The organism is Candidatus Xianfuyuplasma coldseepsis, from assembly GCF_014023125.1.
Taxonomy (GTDB): domain Bacteria; phylum Bacillota_I; class Bacilli_A; order Izemoplasmatales; family Izemoplasmataceae; genus Xianfuyuplasma; species Xianfuyuplasma coldseepsis.
This window is the reverse complement of record NZ_CP048914.1, coordinates 1,662,877-1,683,773: the sequence shown is the minus strand read 5'-3', so window position 1 is coordinate 1,683,773 and position 20,897 is coordinate 1,662,877. Positions and strand designations below refer to the sequence as shown.

Genomic DNA, 20,897 nt, shown 5'->3' with positions numbered 1-20,897 from the left:
CTAATTTAGGCAAAAAAAAGAAAGGTCAATTTCTAACCTTTCCGAGTGTACTGATAAAACATTTTCCATCTTTTTTACAGGTATCTTTTTCAAAGTGTTCGCAAACCCCTTCGACAACCAATTGAAGTTTGCTGATTTTGAAATCTTTGAAGATTGGATTTGCTTTGATTTCATCAAAGATACTGCTATTGTTGATTTCAATGATATTGTTGTTTACTTTACATGTTACATGAATGTGAGAGTCGGCGTTATGACTTTTCTCATCGATGGTTAAATCGTAGTGTTTTTTACCATTGATAAAAATCTGAGTCACAATCTTATGCTCAAGAAGGAAATCAATATTATTATATACGGTACCTAAGTTGTTAAATCCACGATTCTTAAGCTCGGAATAAATTTCCTGAATCGTTAAGTGTTTATCTTCTAGTACGTCAATGATCGCTCGACGTTGTTTGGTAATGCGTACATTGTTTTTTCGTAACTCTGCAAATACTTTTTCTCTACTATCCATCTTTATCACCTAATCTATATTAACATTTTTATAAATAAAAGAAAAACAAAACACATAAATTTTAACAATAAATGTTTTGTTTTTCCAGTCTTATTATAATTTTTTTTAATTAATTGAATTTTTGACGTAATTTTTCTTCGACACAAGCTGGCACAAACGTCTTTAATTCGCCTTTAAATTGAGCGATTTCCTTGACGGTGTTACTCGATAAGAAAGAATATTCGTTATCGGTCATAAAGAAGATACTATCAACTTTTTTAGCTAGAACACGATTGGCATGGGTCATTTGGAACTCGTATTCGAAATCGGTTACCGCGCGCAATCCCCGAACAATATGGTGTGACCCAAGTTCTAAGGTTTTGGTTACTGTTAACACCTCACAGGTGGTAATCTCGATCCTATCCATGCATTCTTTCATGCTTTCTCGTACCATTTCAATCCGCTCTTCCGCACTAAATAGCGCATTGGTCTTATTGGGATTTACAGTAATCATGATAATCAATTTGTCGAATACTTTTAGCGCTCGTTTTGCGATATCAATGTGACCGTAGGTTATCGGATCAAAACTTCCGGGATATACTGCTTTTTTCATGCCGCATCGCTCCATTTCATAAAGGATACATTGGTTATACCAATGGTCTTCTTTTTCACATCAATTATACCATATTCTCCCACATTTAGCGATGTCTTTTTACCATAGAGCGCAACGATGGTTCCCTGTGATGATAGACGCTTGTGGGTAGCGATAAATGCGATGATGTCGTCGATGATATTCACATCGTATGGTGGATCGAGTAAAATCACATCATAGATGGTGGTTGTTGATTGTAGAAATGTCATTGCATCCATTTTATGAATCGTAACGTTGTCGAAAACATCCAGCATCTTTGAATTGGTATTGATGGTTTGTCTTGCTAGTTCACTTTGATCGACAAAGTCGATATGTCCAGCCCCACGACTAAGGGCTTCGAGTCCTAAACTACCACTTCCGGCAAACAAATCCAATACCGTCGCTTGCGTGAGCTGATTATGAAGACTGTTAAAAATGGACTCCTTGACACGGTCTTTGGTTTCCCGTGTGGCGTCACTTGGTACTTCTTTTATCAATCGATGACGATATCGTCCACTAATGATCCGCATGATCTCACCTCCGGAAACAAAAAGGCCCCATGGCCTTATCGTTCGTATGTAATATTATGTACGGTTTCTTGATCCAGTGTTTCCACTAGTTTTACCACAAGTTTTACCATCGCATCATAATCATCTTTATGAACGATTGATGTATGCGAATGGAGATAACGTACCGGTAAACAAAGGGCAATACTTGGTGCTCCATCGGTTGCCAGATGCATCGCGCCACCGTCGGTACCACCGCGTTCAAGATAGGTTAATTGGTATGGAATATCATGTTTTTCACAAAGCTCAACAGTATAGTCACGAAGCCCTTTATGCCCCACCATACTACTATCTTTAAACATGATTCCGACGCCTTTTCCTAACTGAGTATTTTTATTTCCTCCAGGAAAATCAAAAGCAATTGTGGTATCTAGCGCAATCCCAATGTCAGGATTGATTTTATGGGCACTGGTTGCTGCACCACGCAATCCAACTTCTTCCATTACTGTCCCGACCGCATAATAGCGATTTGGATGTGGTGTATCTTGTAATTGTTGTAATACCTCGATTGCTGCAGCACAACCTACACGGTTATCCCATGCTTTTCCGAGCAAGTATTTCGGATTGCTCAGTTCTTTGTATTCGATATATGGTGTCACCATATCACCAGGTTTAATTCCTAGGGCAATCGCTGCATCTTTGTCATCGACACCAACATCGATAAACATATCTTTTATCTCCACTGGTTTTTTTCGTTCTTCGGGGGTTAAAATATGGGGTGCTTTCGCCCCAATCACACCACGAACAACGGCTCCGCTACTTGTAGTAATGTTCAGCTGTTGAGCTAGCATGACTTGCGACCACCAACCACCTGCTGCGGTAAACTTCACATACCCTTCATCGGTAATCGTTGTGACCATAAATCCGACTTCATCCATATGACCGGCGACCATGATTTTCGGACCATTCTTTGCCCCGATCTTTTCACCGATGATACTACCTAAATTATCAAAACTAACTTCAGCAAAGCCGTCCATTTGTAGTTTCATGTAGTTGCGAACTTCTTTTTCATTTCCGGGAATCCCATTTAACATTGACATGTCTTTTAATATGTTCATACCATTTCCTCCTCGATAAACTGATATTATTATAGCATATATGTTACCTGCATTTCGATAAGAAACATTAAAAAACCCTATTCTAAGAATAGGGATATGGTTCCATTAAAACTTCTCGTCAATTTTACGTACTTGATTGGCAATGAACATATCCAAAACGTGAAGGAAATGCTCCGCATCCTCTTCTTTAATTCCAGACATCAGTTCTTTCATACAAGCTTCTTCAATGACATTGACATCCGCACACAATTTTTCCGAACCTTCGGATACATAAATATTGCGGACACGTCCATCTTTGTCATTTTGAACACGATAGATATAGTTATCCCGTTCCAAACGAGAAATCACTCCGGATAAGGTTGCCTTATCCGTATCCATTTGGAGTAAGATTTCCTTTGCAGTAATACCCGGTTCCGCATCAATTACGCGTAATACCATCAATTGTGCATACGTAATATTCATTTCTTCTAAGTGTTTGGACATCAACCGTTTGTATAGCATACTGCTCTTATTCAATTTATAACAGATCTCTTTAACCATGAAAATCCCTCCTTATAGTTTGGTATACAAATTAATTATACAAGATATTTGGACTTTGTAAAGCAGTTCGGTGTAAAAACACGAAAAAAAATGTAAATAATAAACAGAGGTTTCGGTTTTTATGATACAATATCACTGAACACAAATAAGGAGTGCGTATAGTGCATAATTTCGACGATAAAATCAACCATATTCATCCCCATGAGTTGGTAAAAAAAATGACAACGGAAACCGTCAATGTGATTGACATTCGGGAACCCTTCGAACTAAAAGAACTACCATTTGAAGGAGCCAGAAACATCCCGATGAACATTCTCATTATGTTTCATTCAGAGTTTCTAAATACCGACGAAACATATTACATTCTTTGCCATCACGGTCAACGCAGTTACACGGTTACAGAATTCTTACAAGAATATGGATATAAGGTTATCAATGTTCTTGGAGGAGTAGATTTGGTCAATTAGTTTTGAGCAGCTCAAACGTTAAGAAAAAAATAAAATCTTCACCAATTGGTGAAGATTTTTTTTACGCTACGTGATCTTGAACAGGTTCTTCTACTTCAGGTTCTGGCTGTGTTGGCACCCGTTTCTCAACCGTTGGTTCATCAACATGTGCTTGATCCGGCATCGTCATTGTTTTTTGATAACGATACACTTTATAACCTTTGTATCCACCCCAGGATAAATATCCTGCAGCAACGACACTAAAGAATAAAATGATATAAATCAGTACGGCAGGAGTGAAGTTCCCTTGGAAGAACACAAAACTACCAACAATTAATGCAGCGATATGGAAAAAGTATATTGGTAAGTCACTTTGTTCTTTATGACTGGATACACCGTAAAAATGTACCGATCCCCGAAGCATTAAGTAAATACCAATCAAATAGCCAAATAGATTACCAAGCCCTTGATCAACCAGTAACTCCACTAAAATGAGAGTTAGTCCAATACCGACATCAATGGTGATTTCAATGATGTTGATCGTTTTAATCAGATCATTCTTCTGCGTTTTAACATACGGAATAAGACGAATGACTGCCGCAATGATGATCACTCCACCTAAAAACGGTACTATGATATCTTCCCCATTACCAAACTGTAAGAATAATGCCAAAGCAACCAACAATGCTGCCCCAACGACTTGTAACACCCAACCATATTGTTTTAATGTGTTCATATAAACCTCCTATTGGTTTTGATATTCGACTTGTTGAACGCGGTACTGTTCAATCAAGGTTGTAACCTTATACATTAGATAAAATCCAGCCAATCCGACAAGTTCCATCCAAATAATATAATATGGAACGCCACCAAATTTCTTAATCATTGGAAATTTGGTTTCTTTGACGGGATCGACAAAGATGAACATAAAATCCGTGTGGTAAAAATAATTGAAGACACCCATGAATAGTGCTAAACCTTGCAATATAAGAAAGGCGTTTACTGTGCTTTTTGCAGTGGGATAATACGATTTGACAACCATATAATAAATCGGGGTGAGGATTAATAAGATATGAGCCCCATAGAACTGATAATATCGATAATATGCGGAGTCATATCCCATTATCGGTGTAAACAAACTCGTCAATCCACCTAAAACACCAGTATATAGAACAAATGCATATACATTTTTATTCCCACTAAATAACAAATAGATTGCAAACATCATGCTGATACCACAGAGTTGAAACGGGAGAATGATGGTGTCAAATCGATACAAGTTGAAGCGTAGCAAATAGTGACTTACATACACGACAAGAAAGACGACACCAACAATGCGCTCTAGTCGCTGTTGCATTAATACATGCTGTCGTAGATAGTCACGGTAATATAGTAAAGCACCTACAAGTAGTGCTAATATGATGAATGGAACAACGTATTCGGTTGTTGTTAAGGAGATGAAGTTCCCAGTGCGATAGGGACTCTCATAGTCAAAAAACGTCATTTATATCAACTCCCTATCCTTATTTTATCAAATCTTCGTCATTCTACCAAAACTTATATAAAAATATCCTAAACAATTGGAAATCACCCAGTGCAGAACCTCTGTTCTACTATGGTGGTAGCCTCTTACAATAACCATTAGGGTTCCTGTCTAGCAGGCATCCGTCACAGGTTACGTCTTGGCCCCGAATAAATTAAGTTGGGGTCGCATTGTGGGTGATTTCCAATCGCCTAGGATACACTTACATTATAATCGCAATTGACCGTTTTGTCAATTGGTTTGCCAAAACAAAAGAGAAGGGTTCTCCCCTTCTTTATTATGTTAATTAGACTTGCGAACATCGTTCATTTCGGACACTTCGATACTTGCTAAGACAAGAAATAGAAAGACCATATAGGTCGTGTAAAAATACATTGGTTGCAAGGTTCCATTAACAAACGCGGTAGTAAAGACCATGATTAGAACAAACCATTTAAATGACGATTTGCTTAACATAATCAATCGGGTCTTTTCTAAAAAGAGATAATAAAAACCGATAACTCCAAGAATTCCAAGGGTGCTTGCTTGCGCCATTGTGTTGTGATAATTGACGGCTTGAAATCCTGCATTAGCAAGATGGATTCGTGATGAATATAGTCCACCACTTCCAAATAATGGATGCTGTTTTAGTTGATTCCATGCAACGTACAATAATTCAATCCGATCATCGACGGCATACAAATCACGCTGTTCAAAGGCGTCGATGTACCCACTGAGTAGTTCAAATCGTTGTTCTGTAATATACGCAACAATCAACAACATCAATATCAAGACAAAACCTTGACCAATCAAGTACCCTTTTTGCTTCGATAAGATAAACATTGTCGGGATAATTAAAGCAACCATGACACCTAGGGTAAGGACACTGGAACGCGATAACGTTAAGAAGATACCAATCATACTAACAACGGCAAAGATCATATAAAAGATTTTTATTTTTGATTCGTGAATTAAGTAGGCAATAAGGGGAATACTGATGAGATTACTATAGATGATAATATTCAAGTTTTCCCAGCCTAAATCAATCGTTCTTGTGCGGATGATTGTCGTCGCTAGTTCACCAGAATCATAAATGACATACATCATTTGCATCGACACGAGGACACTCATATACATCATCAATTTTGCTACATAACGGTAGTTATCATCACTCGATTGCAAGGTATTAATGAAGTAGAAATAAAGACCAAGAACACTGGCAATCTGCATAAATCCAGCAAATGTTGTAAACAAGTCGGGGCTGTTAAAATGCGTTAGAACAGACAGTCCAACTAATATGGCAAGGGGAATGGTTAATTTCCCTTTATTCGTAATGGTCCGGTTTTTAATCATGTCAACGGCAATCATCAATACAAAAATAATCGTGTATATGGTTGTTACTTGCACGTTATCTCGCATTCCACCAAAACTCATTTGGACAAAGAATGGTATCGGGATGACGTAAAATATACTCTTATTGGCAAGAATGAACAAAAAACCAATCCCAACAAGTAGTGGCATTAAGTATTCTTCTAATGGTCCCATGAAACTAATGAATGTCAAGGTTATTAACCCGATCAAATAGAGATCATAGGAAATGTGTTTAAGGATTGTTTTCATGCAATCACCGTAACAAATTATATCATGAAAAATGGTATAAAAAAAGCAGTTGCAACTGCTTATTTTAATAAATCAACGAGTTCTGCTTTTTTCAATGAAGAATATCCTGAAAGACCACGGCTTTTTGCTAATGCTTTTAACTCAGCAACGGTCATCGAATTCAAATCAGAGACAGCTTCTTTCACTTCATCAATGATTTCTTCTTTGACTTCCTCTTTCACTTCGTCGATGATTTCTTCAACGATTTCTTCTTTAACTTCTGCTTTTACTTCTTGTTTGATTTCTTCTTTTTTAACTGGTTTGGGATCGGCTTTTGGTGCAGCAACTGCTTCACCAGCTAATCCTTTTTTCGCGATGTCGCAAATATTTGCGAATCCTTCAGGATCGTTGACAGCGATATCGGCTAACATTTTACGGTTGATTTCGACACCAGCTAAGTTTAATCCGTTGATAAAACGAGAATAGCTTAGTCCATTGGGACGAGCTGCAGCGTTGATCCGGGTAATCCATAATTTACGGAAGTTCCGTTTCCGTTGTTTTCGATCGCGATATGCATAGGTCAAGGATTTCATCACTTGTTCATGTGCAGTACGATATAATAAATGTTTTGAGCCAAAATACCCTTTGGCTAATTTTAATACTTTCTTACGTCTTTTGCGGGCTACGTTTCCGCCTTTTACTCTTGGCATTGATAATTCCTCCTACTACTTGATATTATCGATTTGTTGACGGATACGTTTCAAATCGGCTTTACTTATAAAATTTGCTTTGCGGTGAGCACGTTTGGTATTTGTGCTTTTTGCACTCAATAAGTGGCCACGGAATGCGTGGGACACTTTAACTTTTCCTGTTGCGGTTTTTTTCACTCTTTTTTTCGTACCAGAGTGGGTTTTCATTTTTGGCATTGGGGTTCACTCCTTATTTTTTATCTTTGATTGGTGCCAATCTCATGTACATGTTCCGACCATCTTGTTTCGGATAACTTTCAATGGTGGCAATGTCTGCACATTTCTCAGCGAAGTTTAACATGACTTCGCGTCCTTTGTTGGTATAGGCCATTTCACGTCCGCGGAAACGGATCGATACTTTTAGCTTATCGCCTTTTTCCAAGAATTTACGGCCATTCCGTAATTTTGTTTCAAAATCATGAATGTCGATTTTTGGACTTAAGCGAATTTCTTTAAGAGAGACAACTTTTTGATTTTTACGAGCTTCACGTTGTTTTCGTTGTTGTTCGTATTTGTGGCGATTATAATCCATGAATTTCGCTACTGGAGGTTTGGCACTAGGTGCCACAACAAATACATCCAAGTCACGTTCATACGCCAAATCAATCGCTTCATTTTTACTCATAACACCTAATTTCTCACCATCTTCAGCGATAATCATCAGTTCACGAGATCGAATTCCTTCATTTAATAAATGAGCGTCAGCATTCTTCTTGGGTAATTCTTTGCTATATCGTTTTATAGTTTCACCTCCCGGTAAATGGATTGGTTGTGGAAAGCATATAAAAAGTGTGCGTACCGAGGGTACCCACACAAAAATGTTTTATGTTTTTGTAGCTTCAACCTATCGACATAATCAATCAGGTGAGAGTGGGTACTCTTCTTTCCACGTATTCAATTGCATAAATATTATATCAAATAAAACAACTCTGTCAACTATTTTCGATCATCTTTTGGCGTAATCAAGTTTTTCGAGTAGTCTTCTTTGTTGATTTGGTGGTTCCGTGCAATCGCAAGCGCTCCTGCAGGAACATCTTTTGTTACAGTTGAACCAGCGGCGATAAAGACGCGGTCCCCAATATTCACTGGTGCAATCAAATTGGTATTGCATCCGATAAAGACATCGTCGCCAATGGTGGTTGGATGTTTGTTGATGCCATCGTAGTTGACAGTTATACTACCGCATCCAAAGTTGACACCGGTACCAGTAGTCGTATCACCGATATAAGCCAAGTGCGAGGCTTTGGTATCGTCGCCAATGATTGATTTCTTAATTTCGACAAAGTTCCCAATCCGGTTACGTTCACCTATGACAGCACCATTGCGCAAGTGAGCAAAAGGACCAACGGTTGCGTCACTACGTATTTCACTGTCAAACACTAAACTGTGTTGGACGCGAACGTTATTATGAATCAAAGAGGAGTGAATTTCCGTGTTAGGACCGATTTTACTGCCACTTTTAATGACGGAATCTCCTGTAATGTAGGTGTTTGGATAAATCGTAACGTTGTTTTCAATGGTGACGTTGTGCCCAATCGTGACGGTTTCTGGTGTCACGATACTAACACCATTTAACATATGCATTTTATTGATTTCATTCCGTAAATACTTCTCGGCAATACTAACCGAATAAAGATCGTTGACACCCATGACCTTTTCACTATCCCACAGTTCAAATGCATCGACACGATATTCGGCTTGTTTCATAATCGATACAATATCAGTGAGATAATATTCTTGTTTTCGTGGATTGACTTGAATCTTGTCGATTTCTTTAAACAACAAGTGATTCTTCACGACATAAATACCCGTATTTACTTCTTTGATTTTCTTTTGTTCAAAGGTGCAGTCGTTGTGTTCGACAATCGCTTCGATATTACCGTATTCATTGCGAATAATGCGACCGTATCCTTTGGGTTGTTGGTATTTGGTCGTTAATACGGTTAAATCGTTATCCTTATCGCTGTGATAGTTGACAACTTTATCGATGACTTTAGCATCAATTAATGGCATGTCTCCGAGCATGATAATCGTAGTACCACGTTTGTTTGCCATTGCTTCTTTACACATCATAATCGCGTGTCCAGTACCTCTTTGTTGTTCCTGAACAACGTATTTTACACGATCTTCTAAGACGTCTTTCAGTACTTCTTTTTGGTATCCAACGACAACCAATGTTTCATCAATGACACTCTTCTCAATGTTCTCATGTATGTATTTAATCATTGGTTTTTTCAAAATCGGAAATGCACATTTTGGCAAGTCCGTTTTCATTCGTGTTCCTTTTCCTGCGGCAAGTACAATTGCATAGTTTTTCATTATACTTCCTCCTTTACCATTGTGATTACATCGACGATTTGTTTCATATAAATATCGACTTGTTCGGTGGTTTCACAACTAATGGTGACGCGAACCAACGGTTCTGTTCCACTAGCGCGAACCAGTACTTTCCCATCCGATCCCAGTTCTTCCGTGACGTCTTGTACGACTTGCTGAATCCGATGATCATCTAAGATGTCTTTATTATATGTTCGGATATTGACAAGTTGTTGCGGCCACATGGTGATGTCTGCAAGCAACTCTTGGAGTGATTGTTCCGAATCTTGTAATACTTTAAGTACAAACAGTGCGACCAGCAATCCATCCCCAGTATGTAAGTAATCTCGTAGGATGATGTGGCCACTATTTTCACCACCGATGCTATATCCGCCATCTTCAATCGCTTGTAACACATATTTGTCACCAACATCCGTCAGGACAACGTTGATTCCTTGGCGTTCAAATGCTTTGATAATTCCCAGATTACTCATTTTCGTTAAGACAACCGTTTGCTTCTTCAGCAATCCAAGGTTGTTCAGATAAACTGCGAGGAGATAAATGATTTGATCCCCATCGATAATGGTTTGATCAAAGTCAACAATTAATACGCGATCACCATCGCCATCAAAGGCAAAACCGATATCCAACTCCCACTTCTTGACAAAGGCTTGAAGGGCTTCAAGATGCGTGCTTCCAACGCCATCATTTATATTGGTTCCGTTAGGTTCATCTCCCATTTGATAGAACGATTTTGTTAATTCTTGAAAGATTCCTCGAGCAATTAGATAATTGGCTCCGTTAGCACTGTCGACTCCGATTCGAAAGTCGGTTTCGTAAAAGCCAACCGATTCAATGAGATCCAAATATGTATCCAAGACATCTTCCCCACTAAAGGTTTCGCCAAACGTTGTGACTTCAAATTCGGACACATTATCCATGTATGCTTCGATAGCCAGTTCTTGTTCTTGGGTTAGTTTTTTTCCGTTATCAAATACCTTAATCCCATTGTCTTTATAGGGATTATGTGATGCAGTAATCATGACTCCCGTCACTTGTTTTTGATAACTGTATAGACTGATGAGTGGCGTGGCTACGACGCCTGCTACCATCACGTCAACACCGACGGTTTGTGCTCCGCTAACGACACTATACATCAATTCACTGGAGGATTCTCTTGTATCCATTCCAATGACCAATTTTGTGGTTCCTAGGACCGATTTTAGACTCTGACCTAGTTGAAATGCCATTGTGTTATTAATTTCGATATTGTACCGACCGCGAATACCGTCGGTTCCAAAGTATTTTGCCATATGCCTTGCCCCTTTCAGTGAAAAACGTTAGGCGGACCTAACATTTTTTATTCTACGGTCACACTTTTTGCGAGATTTCGTGGTTTGTCAATGTCATACCCGCGATGCAATGCCGCATAATAAGCAATGAACTGGGCTGGTATAACCGTTAAAATTGGACTAAAGGATTCGTAGACATCATCAACGACAATCTGATCCTCGGATTGATGAACGCTTTTGGTTGAGATAACAAGCGTCTTCGCACCACGACTTTTTACTTCGTTTAAGTTTGATCTTGTATTTTTCGCAATCGCTCGTTGAGATATGATTGCAATCACAGGTGTGCCTTCTTCAATTAAGGCAATCGTCCCATGTTTCAGTTCTCCAGCAGCAAACCCTTCGGTTTGAATATAGCTGATTTCTTTCAATTTTAAACTCGCTTCTAGACACCCGTAATAATCAATTCCACGGCCAATATAGAAACAATTACGTTTGGTTAGATATTCTTCGACTAAAGCCTCGATATAATCGCGGCGATCAATGATATTTTCAATGCTTATCGCAACCTTACTCAATTCTTTTCGAAGGTCCATTCGATGCGATTCTAAGCCATATGCCAAGATTGATAATATCGCAATCTGAGCTGTATAGGCTTTGGTACTGGCAACCGCAATCTCCGGTCCAGCCATGATCTCGACGTAGTGGTCTGCTTCCCGGGCCAACGTACTGGTTTTCACATTGGTTATCGTTAAACTACGATACCCTTTGGCTTTAATATTCACCAAAACCGCCCGTAAATCGGCAGTCTCTCCACTTTGTGAGATAAAGATGAACAAAGGATTGTCAGAGAGTAACGGCATGTTATAGGCGAACTCACTCGCAATATGAACCTCCGTGGGAATCTCCGCCAACGTTTCGAATAACTCCTTACCGACATATCCCGCATTCATACTGGTTCCTGCAGCAATAATATATAACCGATCACTCGTTCGAATGGCGTCCAATATATTACGATTGACACGTACACTACCGTCATCATTGAAATAGGTCCCGATGATTGTGCGTAATGCCGCGGGTTGTTCCATGATTTCTTTCAACATAAAGTGGGAGAATTCCCCTTTTTCAATATTGAAATAGTCGACATCAATTGGACGTTCTTTATGTACAACTTCTTTACCGATGATGTCACGAATATGGTATTTTGCCCCATCAATCTCAACAAATGTTTTGTCTTCTAGTGGAACAAAACGATCACTATATCCAACACAAGCCATGACATCACTTGCGACAATGACCCCATCATCACTGACACCGATTAACAGAGGACTCTTATTTTTACACGCGTATAGACGATATGGATTATAGGTATCAATAATCGCTAAAGCATAGGATCCCTCTAGCAAACTCATCGTTTTCCGAATCGCTTCGTTTACGCTCATGGTGTAACTATAACGCTCAATTAAATGCGCAATGACCTCCGTATCGGTTTCACTCGAAAATACACTGTCGTTTAAATGCGATGTAATCAACTCTTTATAATTATCGATTACCCCATTATGAACAATAAAAAAACGGCCCGTATTGGATGTTTGTGGATGTGAATTTTCTTGATTGGGTACGCCATGCGTCGCCCAACGTGTATGACCAATTCCCAAACAGGAACTATACGAAAAATCCGTAATCGACTCTAGATGAGCAACACGTCCTTTGTCCTTGTACATGTTAAAATCGCCATTCTCACAATTTTGAAGGGCAATCCCAGCCGAGTCGTATCCACGATATTCCAATCGCTTCAGACCATTAATAATTATTTCCCTTGCATCTTTGGTACCTATGTACCCAACAATTCCGCACATCGAAATCACTCCTAACTTACAACGTTACTATATCATATGAAAGAAGCTTTGACAATTAAAAAATCGATTATTTAAAGAGTTTTATAATCGATCTTTCTGACGAAAAATGTGGAAAACTATTTGCAACAAAACGACCATCACTATAACAACCACTATATGGCCAAACAAAAAGAAAATCCGATTATCTAAATAAACGATATCAGGAGCGATTAGTTGAATATAATTGGCCGGATTTTCAGATATTTTTGATTCATTATTTATATCCACAAGAATCATTCCCACGAAGTATAATCCCAGTGGTACAAAGACACTAGAAATATGACGAACCCATGTCGAACAAAGCAAATAGAGCGTATTGTAAAACATCGAAAACAAGACCACTTTGCTTACTAAACTACGGACAAATGAAAGCGATAATGGGATGGGGTAAACCGATAGAAGTCCGATAAGAATAGATGTCAAAATGACCGATATGAATACCGTGTACGCTGTGATGACAAACCATTTTGCAAGTCGCACTTTCAAAGGATTATCTCGTACATACAAATACACGTCGTAGTCATTATAGTAATCACTGTACACCCATAGAAACGTCATCCATCCCATCAATGTTATTTTAATGATTAAAATACCTTGATATAGAAGTTCAAACTTCAGCATCTGCCGCTGATAGAGAATCGTCGAGGGTGGTAGTTCAAGTGATGCGATATCATATAGTATCGCTGTTATAGTGATCAACATGATAAAGCAAATTGTATGGATTTTCCGATGAAGTAAAAACGTGCTATGCGTCTTAATCAAGTCGAATCACCCCCATCGCAATATCCATAAAATAATCAGAATTATGCGTAGAGATTATCACGTTTTTTGTGGTTTCTTTGAGGATCGTTTTAAGTTGTTGTAGTCCTTGAATATCCAATCCTTCTGTTGGTTCATCCAATAACATTGTTGTCTTGTTGTGACAATATGCTTGTATGATATTTAACTTCCCTTGCATCCCTTTTGATAATTGACTGATTATTGCGTGGCGTTTATGGTCCAATCCGAAATCATGCAATAGTTCATTGTATGGACTGTCGCATATGGCATCAAGAAAAACTTCTACCGTGCAATCCTTAGGAAATTGAGGGTGTTCTGGTGCGTAGGAAAAGGTCTCGTTTGTGGTAATTGTCCCATGGTATTCTACTAAGCCCAGTAACGCTTTAAATAATGTGCTTTTCCCACTTCCATTTGCTCCTACAAGCAACGTAATCCGCTTATCTATGGTGATTTGAGGATAGACAAGTTGTACGTGCTTGTAGGACTTTACCACATCCTTAATCTGAATCATGATGATAGAGAACATATTGCGATTCATACTCGGGTTGAAAGGTGGTTGAATTCATAAACGGAAAATCATCAATGATAAAGGTTCGAGAATTATCATGTAATTGATAAATAATCTCTACTGCACCGCGGTGGAAGATGATGGGGTATTCATATTTTAATGGAAAATACAATGTTTTTGATTGTCCTTTTTGAAGCACGATTGCGGTTTTTTGATTGGTTGGTTGGATTGTGAACGAGTATGGATGGCCAAGACATTCTTCTACGGTTATTCGCCCTTCACATGCGGTCTCGGTTATATTCGCCGTGTCCACTTGAACAAGGTCCGACAGGAGATTAACGGATTCAATCGTTAATATGTCCGTAGTGCGATTGACAAGCTCAATCGTAATACCAGTAACGGTATCGAGTGCATCGATGGACCCATACGTTGCTTGCAAAGTATGAAACGTTACGTCCTGTTCATCGGTTTGTAAGAATCGGATGTTCCATTCCCCAATCTCCAATTGTATGGTCTCGCCATTGGTATAGGATAGTTCCAATGAGGCGTTGGGAATCTGAACCATTTGATTCTCATGGATGACTCCTGTTTTTATATAGAACGCGACCGGATAAAATGCTTGTTCTTGATAATAATAGGGTTGATCACGTGTTGTAATGTGTTCCAGTTCAACCGGGAAAACAAGGGTGTCATTGATAATTTTCACGCTATTGATATACGTCTCATCCACAGCGTAGTGTTCCAATTGATTTACTAATACTTCGATTTTATACGTATCCTGATCATCACCATGATAGAACGAATATACGCGTGGATTGGTTAGAATTTTCAGTTCCTTTTGTGGTGGTCGAAGAAGGACATACGTGATCAGTAAGGCGATGATCGCGCCACTGAAATACACGAATTTCATTCAATAACTTCTTTCACAATACTATAGTATTCCGTAGTAACGATAAAGACTTCCCAACCACCTTGACGTATTCGCTTCCAAAACGCGTAGTATGCGGCTACACCATTGGATACCTTACCTTCTCCCTTTACCTGAACGAGGAGATGAGTATTGGGGTCGACCAATACTTTGATCGTGATTTCCTCTTCTTCTTGATTCATTGTTGTCGTGGTTATCGAGGAATCCAATTTGCTTTCCAATCCCAATTTAAACCCATTATATGGTCCACTGGCATCCAGCGCAATTGAGCCTGAGGCACTGTATTGTTTTTTAACATAACGATTGGTTTCAAAGCGAAAATTCTCCGTGATTGGTGTTTCGCCTTCATTGTAAATTACATACAACGTTTCTTTGGTATAAATCACTGGTTCGGTTTTGTATGCGGTATAGGTACGCCATCCAAAGAAGCGTCGTTTGGATACTTTTTCGATATATTTTTCATAGTCTGAATCAGGGAAGTTTTCCATCCACACCATTCCGCTATGTTCGAACTCCGTTTCTTGATACGATAAGTAATCACTAGCGTGAACATGTTGTTTGGATAAGGCAAATACAAGTAATAGCAATGTCATTGTAAATAGTTTTTTCATTAAAAACACCTCCAATCATATGGTATGACTGAAGGTGTGATTTTTCTCATAGTAATTCATCTTTAATCGTTTCTAGTTTCTGCTTCATATCGTGATATCCGAGTTCAAATCGGCGTTCGATGTGTTTGTGAGAAAAATCAAGAATTCCTCGTAAACTGCGTTTGGGAAAAATGGTATAGACGTTTGCCTCTTCGACTTTTTTAATCCGCATCGAACTGAATGTATACAAATCGATAACGATAATCGTATCGCATCCGGCATCAATTAATGGTTGATAGGGTGTATTGTCTAACACACCGCCATCGTAATAGGTTTTCCCTTTGATTGTAATCGGTCGGAATGCAATTGGAATAGCGCAGGAAGCCAACAATGTCTTTTCAATGGTTTCTGGATCAATGGTTCGCAAATCAACGTAATGAATGCGCTGATTTTTTTTGAAGTAATGTTCATAGTTTGTTCGTAGTAGGTCAAAAAATGTGCTGTTGTCATCACCAATATGTGTTGTCGCAACGTATATTTCTTTGTCTTTAATGATGTCATAATCGATTGTTTCATGAAGCATTTTCTCCAGTTTACGGGTGCTAAATACACCACGGTTAAAGAAGTTGAGTTTTTCTTTAAACAAGCGTTTCATGATATGTTTTTCGATATTGAACAAACTCTTATCATCCAAATTCATCCATGTTTCTTTTGCAAGTTCGTAGTCCCCCATAGCAAACAACACGGCATTCAATGAACCAACACTTGCGCCGCTAAAGGCTGTAATATGTTGGTCGATTCCAAATTCTTTCAGCGCTTTCCATGCACCAATTTGATACGCTCCTCTAGCGCCTCCACCAGCAAGAGCTATGCCTAGTTTTTTCATTCATACACCCCTATATAATGATTTCTTTGATTCGATCTCCTTGTTGGATTTGATCGACAAATTCCATCCCTTTTGTGACTTGCCCAAAGACGGTGTGAACACCATCTAAATGGGGGAAGCTATCATAGCAGATAAAGAACTGACTGCCACCGGTATCTTTTCCAGCATGAGCCATACTAATCGCACCAACAACATGCTTGTGTGGGTTGTTTTTGGTTTCACAAGGAATCGTGTATCCGGGTCCACCGGTACCATTTCCGATTGGACATCCACCTTGTGCAACAAATCCAGGAATGACACGATGAAATGTGAGTCCGTTGTAGAATCCTTTGTTCGCCAATGTCTTAAAGTTGTTAACTGTGATTGGTGCTTCTTGTTCGAATAGTTCAATTTCGATAATATGGTTGTTTGCTAAAATAATGGTTCCGTTCATAATGTCCTCCTAATATTGTCGTTTTTGTCCATTTTTGTAGGCTGCTTTGATAAACCCGCCTCCTAGACAGACTTCGCCATCGTAAAATACTGCTGCTTGTCCTGGTGTAATTGCTCGAATATCCTGTTCAAAGGTAACTTGTAGTGTATCGTCATCGTTAAATTCAATGGTTACCGGATGATCTTGTTGGCGATACCGGAATTTTGCCGTACAATATAACGGTCCTTCAAAACGCTTTAGATTGATTAAATTGACATCTTCCACGATACATGAATCACTGTACAATACGGGATGATGAAATCCTTGTCCGATAATCAAATCATTGGTTTCTAGGTTTTTACCAATGACAAACCACGGTTTATTATCATATTGATTACTTCCACCAATACCGAGACCTTTTCGTTGGCCAATGGTGTAATACATCAACCCTTGATGGGTATTTAATACATCACCATCTTCGGTAATCATGTTTCCTGACTGACTCGGTAGATAGTTGGCTAGAAAACGATTGAAATCGCGTTCACCAATAAAGCATATTCCCGTGGAATCTTTTTTGTCTTTGGTGGCTAAATCATACTTGTGAGCAATATCACGAACTTCTTGTTTTGTCAGTTCACCAACAGGAAATAATGTATGTGATAATTGCTTTTCGGTCAATTGACTAAGGAAGTAGGTTTGATCCTTGTTATTATCAATCCCCCGGAGTAGTTTCGGATGGTCGCCATGCTCAACTCTGGCATAATGACCCATGGCAATATAGTCTGGATTAAATTGTTTTGCGTGTTCGATAAATGCATCAAATTTTATGTATTTATTGCACAGAATATCCGGGTTTGGTGTCCGTCCTTTTTTATACTCATCAAGGAAGTATGTGAATACATTATCCCAATATTCTTTAATGAAGTCAACCCTAAATATAGGCACACCTAATTTGTTGGCTACCTTTTCTGCATCTTGGTAGTCAATCTCTTGTGGGCAGATGTCATCATCGATTGTTGGATTACCAAGAATATCGTTGTTTGTTGTGGAATCCCAGTTACGCATAAAAAGACCAATGACATCATAGCCTTGTTCTTTTAATAATGCTGCAGCAACGCTACTGTCAACGCCACCACTAAGTCCAACAACAACTCGTTTTTTCATGATAATGAAATCCTCTTTTCTTATTAGTAGTCAATATCCGAAGGCAACCGCAAATCACCTCTAGGATTCACTGAAATATCCAATATTTTGGGTCCGTCCGGTGTTGCTTGTCGTTTAAATTGTTGCGAGTAAAAACGCCGGAAAAATTGTGATACATAGTGTGTTGTTTCTTTCGTTGTTAAATCGAATACCATCGGTAATAACCATTGAATCCGATCGGCGGTATCCCCATAGCGTAAGACGCGATGGATGATAAAATCATTGATTTCATATTTACCGATAGCTTCTTCGGTTTTTTGATTACTTGTTAGTTCTGGTGTGATTGGTGTCGCCACAATATCATAGAGTGTGTCTTGTACAGCGCTAATGAATTTGTGATTGGCATACTCGGTAATCATAAATCGAACCAATGTTTTGGGGATTCCGACGTTGATACCATACATACTCATTTGGTCACCATTATAGGTACACCATCCGAGTGCCATTTCACTCAAATCACCAGTTCCAAGCACTAGACCACCATAGGTATTGGCCAAATTCATTAAAATCATCGTCCGTGCACGAGCTTGTGTATTTTCATAAGTGATATCTTCGGTTACCCCATCGTGACCAATCAATGAGAAATGATCTTTTACGTGCTGATTGATATCAATATCAAGCGCTGTAACCTGAAGGTGTTTCATCAAGTTATCCGCATTGATTTTGGTTTTTTTGCTGGTATGTAGTCCCGGCATTGTGACCGCAATAATACCTTTACGGTCGAGTGCCAATGCATCAAAAGCACGGCATGCGATTAATAAAGCTAATGTTGAATCAAGACCCCCACTAATCCCAATAACAACATGATTCGCACGCACGTGGTTTAGCCGTTTAATCAAAGCATTTTCTTGTAATGCAGCGATTTTTTCAAAACTTGCTAAGATGTTCTTTTTGGGGATGAACGGCGTGCGATCAAACTTTTTTGAAAAGGTATAATCCTCACTTTTTTCTAAGGAAAATGTGATGTGTTGAACATCATGGCGATATAAGTTCATACTATCGCGATAACTCGCGTTTGTACGACGAGCAAAATCGATTTTCGCTAAATCAATATCACCATAAATAATTTCACTATCTTGATTGAAATTCTCGGTTTCAACGATTAGTTCACTGTTTTGGGCAATAAGATTATGACCTGAGAAGACCGTTTCACTAGAGCTCTCATGGACACCGGCACTACTGTATACATATGCTCCTGCATTGCGGCGACTGTGTTCTAAGATTGCTCGTTTTCGAATTTCTCGTTTTCCTAAGACTTCATTGGATGCACTGAGATTCACGATGATTCGAGCACCATTGAGACTGAGAATATTCCCAGGGCTAATCGGTGCCCACATATCTTCACAGACTTCAATGCCAAACGATAGTTCATCATGTTCTTCCCTAAATAGCAGTTTACCAAAGGGAACGGTTTGATTCAAGTAGGATACTTCCTGTACGTGTTTCACAACATTAAACCCACTTTGAAACCATCGTTTTTCATAAAACTCACCCGTGTTTGGTAAATAGAATTTTGGTACAATTCCTAAAATGGTTTGTCGTTGAATAACAAATGCACAATTATAGAGTACTCCATCCAGTTCTAACGGTGCACCAACGACAACAATTCCGGGATGAGGATTGTTCTCTAATAAGAATGCAATGGCCGTTTTGGTTGCATGGAGTAGACTTTCTTGGAAAAAGAGATCGTTACAAGTATATGCGGTCACTGACAGTTCCGGAAAAACGGCAATGGCCGCTTGATTATCTTGTAATAACGATATAATTTCTTTGATATTGTAATCTGGATTTCCCACTTTCAATCGTGGGGTGATACTCGCTACTTTAATAAAGTCATTCTTGAACATCTTCATCACCTCGATACAATTCATTATTTATTATATAGTCATACACTGCTTCTGGTACTAGGGACTTATCAAAGGATTCTCGAAATCCCGTCGAACTAATATCCATATCAAACTCCGGGAACAAGACAAATTGTGATTGATGACGTTGCAATACCGGATTGTGCATAATGAGGTTATGAATATCAAGACCATATCGACCTAACACAATGATTTTAAACTCCGACAGTAGGCCATGAATATTGATCCATTTGTGCATGTTAATGAGGTTATCCGCACCAACGACAAACAGGACATCATCCTGATATGCATCACTGATTCGGATTAGTGATTGATACGTACCTAAATAATCACTATCGCTAATTTCAATCTCACTAATCGCAACATGTTCTTTGTCGCTAATAGCTAGCTTTAACATATTCACACGATCATAATTACTAGCTAAATCACTTTTCGTGTAAGCACTGCTTACTGGGAGAAATAAGAATGTAGCATTCGGAAACTGCGATAGCGTAAAATCACACACTTCCAAATGCGCATTGGTAACCGGGTTAAATGCCCCACCAAAAACAATGATCATTGTCATCACCTCGACCATATTATAACATATATTTTGTTTATCCTATAACTATGTTATAATAA

The 20,897-nt window shown here is 38.8% G+C and carries 24 protein-coding genes; 1 reads left to right on the top strand and 23 read right to left on the bottom strand.

All coding sequences use genetic code 11. From position 1 onward, the window contains the following. Positions 1–25: 25 nt before the first annotated feature. The 5 genes from G4Z02_RS08210 to G4Z02_RS08190 form a co-directional block, all read right to left on the bottom strand. Positions 26–511, bottom strand: a complete 486-nt coding sequence (locus tag G4Z02_RS08210) for a Fur family transcriptional regulator (protein WP_258877534.1) — start codon at positions 509–511, stop codon at positions 26–28. Between the two features lie 109 nt (positions 512–620). Beyond that, the gene (coaD, locus tag G4Z02_RS08205) at positions 621–1,103 is read right to left on the bottom strand and encodes a pantetheine-phosphate adenylyltransferase (protein ID WP_258877533.1); all 483 of its coding nucleotides are present in this window, start codon (positions 1,101–1,103) and stop codon (positions 621–623) included. After that, positions 1,100–1,651, bottom strand: coding sequence for a 16S rRNA (guanine(966)-N(2))-methyltransferase RsmD (gene rsmD / locus G4Z02_RS08200; protein WP_258877532.1), 552 nt, complete (start codon positions 1,649–1,651; stop codon positions 1,100–1,102). The genes coaD and rsmD overlap by 4 nt, the downstream gene beginning before the upstream one ends. A 35-nt stretch (positions 1,652–1,686) precedes the next feature. Further along, on the bottom strand, positions 1,687–2,745 hold the full coding sequence (locus G4Z02_RS08195) for a M42 family metallopeptidase (RefSeq protein WP_258877531.1): 1,059 nt from the start codon (positions 2,743–2,745) through the stop codon (positions 1,687–1,689). Between the two features lie 105 nt (positions 2,746–2,850). Then, positions 2,851–3,285: a MarR family winged helix-turn-helix transcriptional regulator gene (locus G4Z02_RS08190; protein ID WP_258877529.1), complete on the bottom strand. Its 435-nt coding sequence runs from the start codon at positions 3,283–3,285 to the stop codon at positions 2,851–2,853. A 161-nt stretch (positions 3,286–3,446) separates the two neighbouring features. Between G4Z02_RS08190 and G4Z02_RS08185 the strand changes: the two genes are divergently transcribed. Beyond that, entirely contained in the window at positions 3,447–3,752 is a 306-nt protein-coding gene (locus tag G4Z02_RS08185) for a rhodanese-like domain-containing protein (protein ID WP_258877528.1), read from the top strand. A 61-nt stretch (positions 3,753–3,813) separates the two neighbouring features. Here G4Z02_RS08185 and G4Z02_RS08180 read toward each other — a convergent pair whose 3' ends face one another. From G4Z02_RS08180 to nadD, 18 genes are all read right to left on the bottom strand, one after another. Then, entirely contained in the window at positions 3,814–4,467 is a 654-nt protein-coding gene (locus G4Z02_RS08180) for a hypothetical protein (protein ID WP_258877527.1), read from the bottom strand. Positions 4,468–4,476: 9 nt separating this feature from the next. Next, on the bottom strand, positions 4,477–5,235 hold the full coding sequence (locus G4Z02_RS08175; protein ID WP_258877526.1) for a YwaF family protein: 759 nt from the start codon (positions 5,233–5,235) through the stop codon (positions 4,477–4,479). 321 nt (positions 5,236–5,556) lie between these two features. Continuing rightward, entirely contained in the window at positions 5,557–6,873 is a 1,317-nt protein-coding gene (locus G4Z02_RS08170) for an O-antigen ligase family protein (RefSeq protein ID WP_258877525.1), read from the bottom strand. A gap of 59 nt (positions 6,874–6,932) precedes the next feature. Then, positions 6,933–7,562 (bottom strand): 50S ribosomal protein L20, encoded by a 630-nt coding sequence (gene rplT, locus G4Z02_RS08165; RefSeq protein WP_258877524.1) that lies wholly within the window; start codon positions 7,560–7,562, stop codon positions 6,933–6,935. 15 nt (positions 7,563–7,577) lie between these two features. After that, positions 7,578–7,778 carry a 50S ribosomal protein L35 gene (rpmI, locus tag G4Z02_RS08160; protein WP_258877523.1) on the bottom strand — a complete coding sequence of 67 codons (201 nt, stop codon included), beginning with the start codon at positions 7,776–7,778 and terminating at the stop codon, positions 7,578–7,580. Between the two features lie 13 nt (positions 7,779–7,791). Beyond that, positions 7,792–8,262, bottom strand: coding sequence for a translation initiation factor IF-3 (gene infC / locus G4Z02_RS08155; protein WP_258877522.1), 471 nt, complete (start codon positions 8,260–8,262; stop codon positions 7,792–7,794). A gap of 275 nt (positions 8,263–8,537) precedes the next feature. Further along, positions 8,538–9,920 carry a bifunctional UDP-N-acetylglucosamine diphosphorylase/glucosamine-1-phosphate N-acetyltransferase GlmU gene (gene glmU / locus G4Z02_RS08150; protein ID WP_258877521.1) on the bottom strand — a complete coding sequence of 461 codons (1,383 nt, stop codon included), beginning with the start codon at positions 9,918–9,920 and terminating at the stop codon, positions 8,538–8,540. Next, entirely contained in the window at positions 9,920–11,230 is a 1,311-nt protein-coding gene (locus G4Z02_RS08145) for a phosphohexomutase domain-containing protein (RefSeq protein WP_258877520.1), read from the bottom strand. The genes glmU and G4Z02_RS08145 overlap by 1 nt, the downstream gene beginning before the upstream one ends. A gap of 47 nt (positions 11,231–11,277) precedes the next feature. Beyond that, entirely contained in the window at positions 11,278–13,065 is a 1,788-nt protein-coding gene (gene glmS, locus G4Z02_RS08140) for a glutamine--fructose-6-phosphate transaminase (isomerizing) (protein WP_258877519.1), read from the bottom strand. An 81-nt stretch (positions 13,066–13,146) separates the two neighbouring features. After that, positions 13,147–13,866 (bottom strand): hypothetical protein, encoded by a 720-nt coding sequence (locus G4Z02_RS08135; protein WP_258877518.1) that lies wholly within the window; start codon positions 13,864–13,866, stop codon positions 13,147–13,149. Further along, on the bottom strand, positions 13,859–14,395 hold the full coding sequence (locus G4Z02_RS08130; protein WP_258877517.1) for an ATP-binding cassette domain-containing protein: 537 nt from the start codon (positions 14,393–14,395) through the stop codon (positions 13,859–13,861). The genes G4Z02_RS08135 and G4Z02_RS08130 overlap by 8 nt, the downstream gene beginning before the upstream one ends. Next, a complete protein-coding gene (locus G4Z02_RS08125; RefSeq protein ID WP_258877516.1) occupies positions 14,382–15,302 on the bottom strand; it encodes a hypothetical protein in 921 nt (306 codons plus the stop codon). Before G4Z02_RS08125 ends, G4Z02_RS08130 begins: the two co-directional genes overlap by 14 nt. Then, on the bottom strand, positions 15,299–15,931 hold the full coding sequence (locus G4Z02_RS08120; protein WP_258877515.1) for a hypothetical protein: 633 nt from the start codon (positions 15,929–15,931) through the stop codon (positions 15,299–15,301). Before G4Z02_RS08120 ends, G4Z02_RS08125 begins: the two co-directional genes overlap by 4 nt. Positions 15,932–15,977: 46 nt before the next feature. Further along, the gene (locus G4Z02_RS08115; protein WP_258877514.1) at positions 15,978–16,796 is read right to left on the bottom strand and encodes a patatin-like phospholipase family protein; all 819 of its coding nucleotides are present in this window, start codon (positions 16,794–16,796) and stop codon (positions 15,978–15,980) included. Between the two features lie 10 nt (positions 16,797–16,806). Then, positions 16,807–17,229 (bottom strand): peptidylprolyl isomerase, encoded by a 423-nt coding sequence (locus G4Z02_RS08110; protein WP_258877513.1) that lies wholly within the window; start codon positions 17,227–17,229, stop codon positions 16,807–16,809. Between the two features lie 9 nt (positions 17,230–17,238). Beyond that, positions 17,239–18,372, bottom strand: coding sequence for a tRNA 2-thiouridine(34) synthase MnmA (gene mnmA / locus G4Z02_RS08105; protein WP_258877512.1), 1,134 nt, complete (start codon positions 18,370–18,372; stop codon positions 17,239–17,241). Between the two features lie 23 nt (positions 18,373–18,395). After that, positions 18,396–20,258 (bottom strand): NAD(+) synthase, encoded by a 1,863-nt coding sequence (locus G4Z02_RS08100; RefSeq protein WP_258877511.1) that lies wholly within the window; start codon positions 20,256–20,258, stop codon positions 18,396–18,398. Then, positions 20,245–20,835, bottom strand: coding sequence for a nicotinate (nicotinamide) nucleotide adenylyltransferase (gene nadD, locus G4Z02_RS08095; RefSeq protein ID WP_258877510.1), 591 nt, complete (start codon positions 20,833–20,835; stop codon positions 20,245–20,247). The genes G4Z02_RS08100 and nadD overlap by 14 nt, the downstream gene beginning before the upstream one ends. Between the last annotated feature and the right edge of the window lie 62 nt (positions 20,836–20,897).

Coding starts and splice junctions, on each gene's coding strand:
- G4Z02_RS08210 (WP_258877534.1), bottom strand. CDS start 511: ATGGATAGTAGAGAAAAAGTATTTGCAGAGTTACGAAAAAACAATGTA.
- coaD (WP_258877533.1), bottom strand. CDS start 1,103: ATGAAAAAAGCAGTATATCCCGGAAGTTTTGATCCGATAACCTACGGT.
- rsmD (WP_258877532.1), bottom strand. CDS start 1,651: ATGCGGATCATTAGTGGACGATATCGTCATCGATTGATAAAAGAAGTA.
- G4Z02_RS08195 (WP_258877531.1), bottom strand. CDS start 2,745: ATGAACATATTAAAAGACATGTCAATGTTAAATGGGATTCCCGGAAAT.
- G4Z02_RS08190 (WP_258877529.1), bottom strand. CDS start 3,285: ATGGTTAAAGAGATCTGTTATAAATTGAATAAGAGCAGTATGCTATAC.
- G4Z02_RS08180 (WP_258877527.1), bottom strand. CDS start 4,467: ATGAACACATTAAAACAATATGGTTGGGTGTTACAAGTCGTTGGGGCA.
- G4Z02_RS08175 (WP_258877526.1), bottom strand. CDS start 5,235: ATGACGTTTTTTGACTATGAGAGTCCCTATCGCACTGGGAACTTCATC.
- G4Z02_RS08170 (WP_258877525.1), bottom strand. CDS start 6,873: ATGAAAACAATCCTTAAACACATTTCCTATGATCTCTATTTGATCGGG.
- rplT (WP_258877524.1), bottom strand. CDS start 7,562: ATGCCAAGAGTAAAAGGCGGAAACGTAGCCCGCAAAAGACGTAAGAAA.
- rpmI (WP_258877523.1), bottom strand. CDS start 7,778: ATGCCAAAAATGAAAACCCACTCTGGTACGAAAAAAAGAGTGAAAAAA.
- infC (WP_258877522.1), bottom strand. CDS start 8,262: ATGATTATCGCTGAAGATGGTGAGAAATTAGGTGTTATGAGTAAAAAT.
- glmU (WP_258877521.1), bottom strand. CDS start 9,920: ATGAAAAACTATGCAATTGTACTTGCCGCAGGAAAAGGAACACGAATG.
- G4Z02_RS08145 (WP_258877520.1), bottom strand. CDS start 11,230: ATGGCAAAATACTTTGGAACCGACGGTATTCGCGGTCGGTACAATATC.
- glmS (WP_258877519.1), bottom strand. CDS start 13,065: ATGTGCGGAATTGTTGGGTACATAGGTACCAAAGATGCAAGGGAAATA.
- G4Z02_RS08130 (WP_258877517.1), bottom strand. CDS start 14,395: ATGATTCAGATTAAGGATGTGGTAAAGTCCTACAAGCACGTACAACTT.
- G4Z02_RS08125 (WP_258877516.1), bottom strand. CDS start 15,302: ATGAAATTCGTGTATTTCAGTGGCGCGATCATCGCCTTACTGATCACG.
- G4Z02_RS08120 (WP_258877515.1), bottom strand. CDS start 15,931: ATGAAAAAACTATTTACAATGACATTGCTATTACTTGTATTTGCCTTA.
- G4Z02_RS08115 (WP_258877514.1), bottom strand. CDS start 16,796: ATGAAAAAACTAGGCATAGCTCTTGCTGGTGGAGGCGCTAGAGGAGCG.
- G4Z02_RS08110 (WP_258877513.1), bottom strand. CDS start 17,229: ATGAACGGAACCATTATTTTAGCAAACAACCATATTATCGAAATTGAA.
- mnmA (WP_258877512.1), bottom strand. CDS start 18,372: ATGAAAAAACGAGTTGTTGTTGGACTTAGTGGTGGCGTTGACAGTAGC.
- G4Z02_RS08100 (WP_258877511.1), bottom strand. CDS start 20,258: ATGTTCAAGAATGACTTTATTAAAGTAGCGAGTATCACCCCACGATTG.
- nadD (WP_258877510.1), bottom strand. CDS start 20,835: ATGATCATTGTTTTTGGTGGGGCATTTAACCCGGTTACCAATGCGCAT.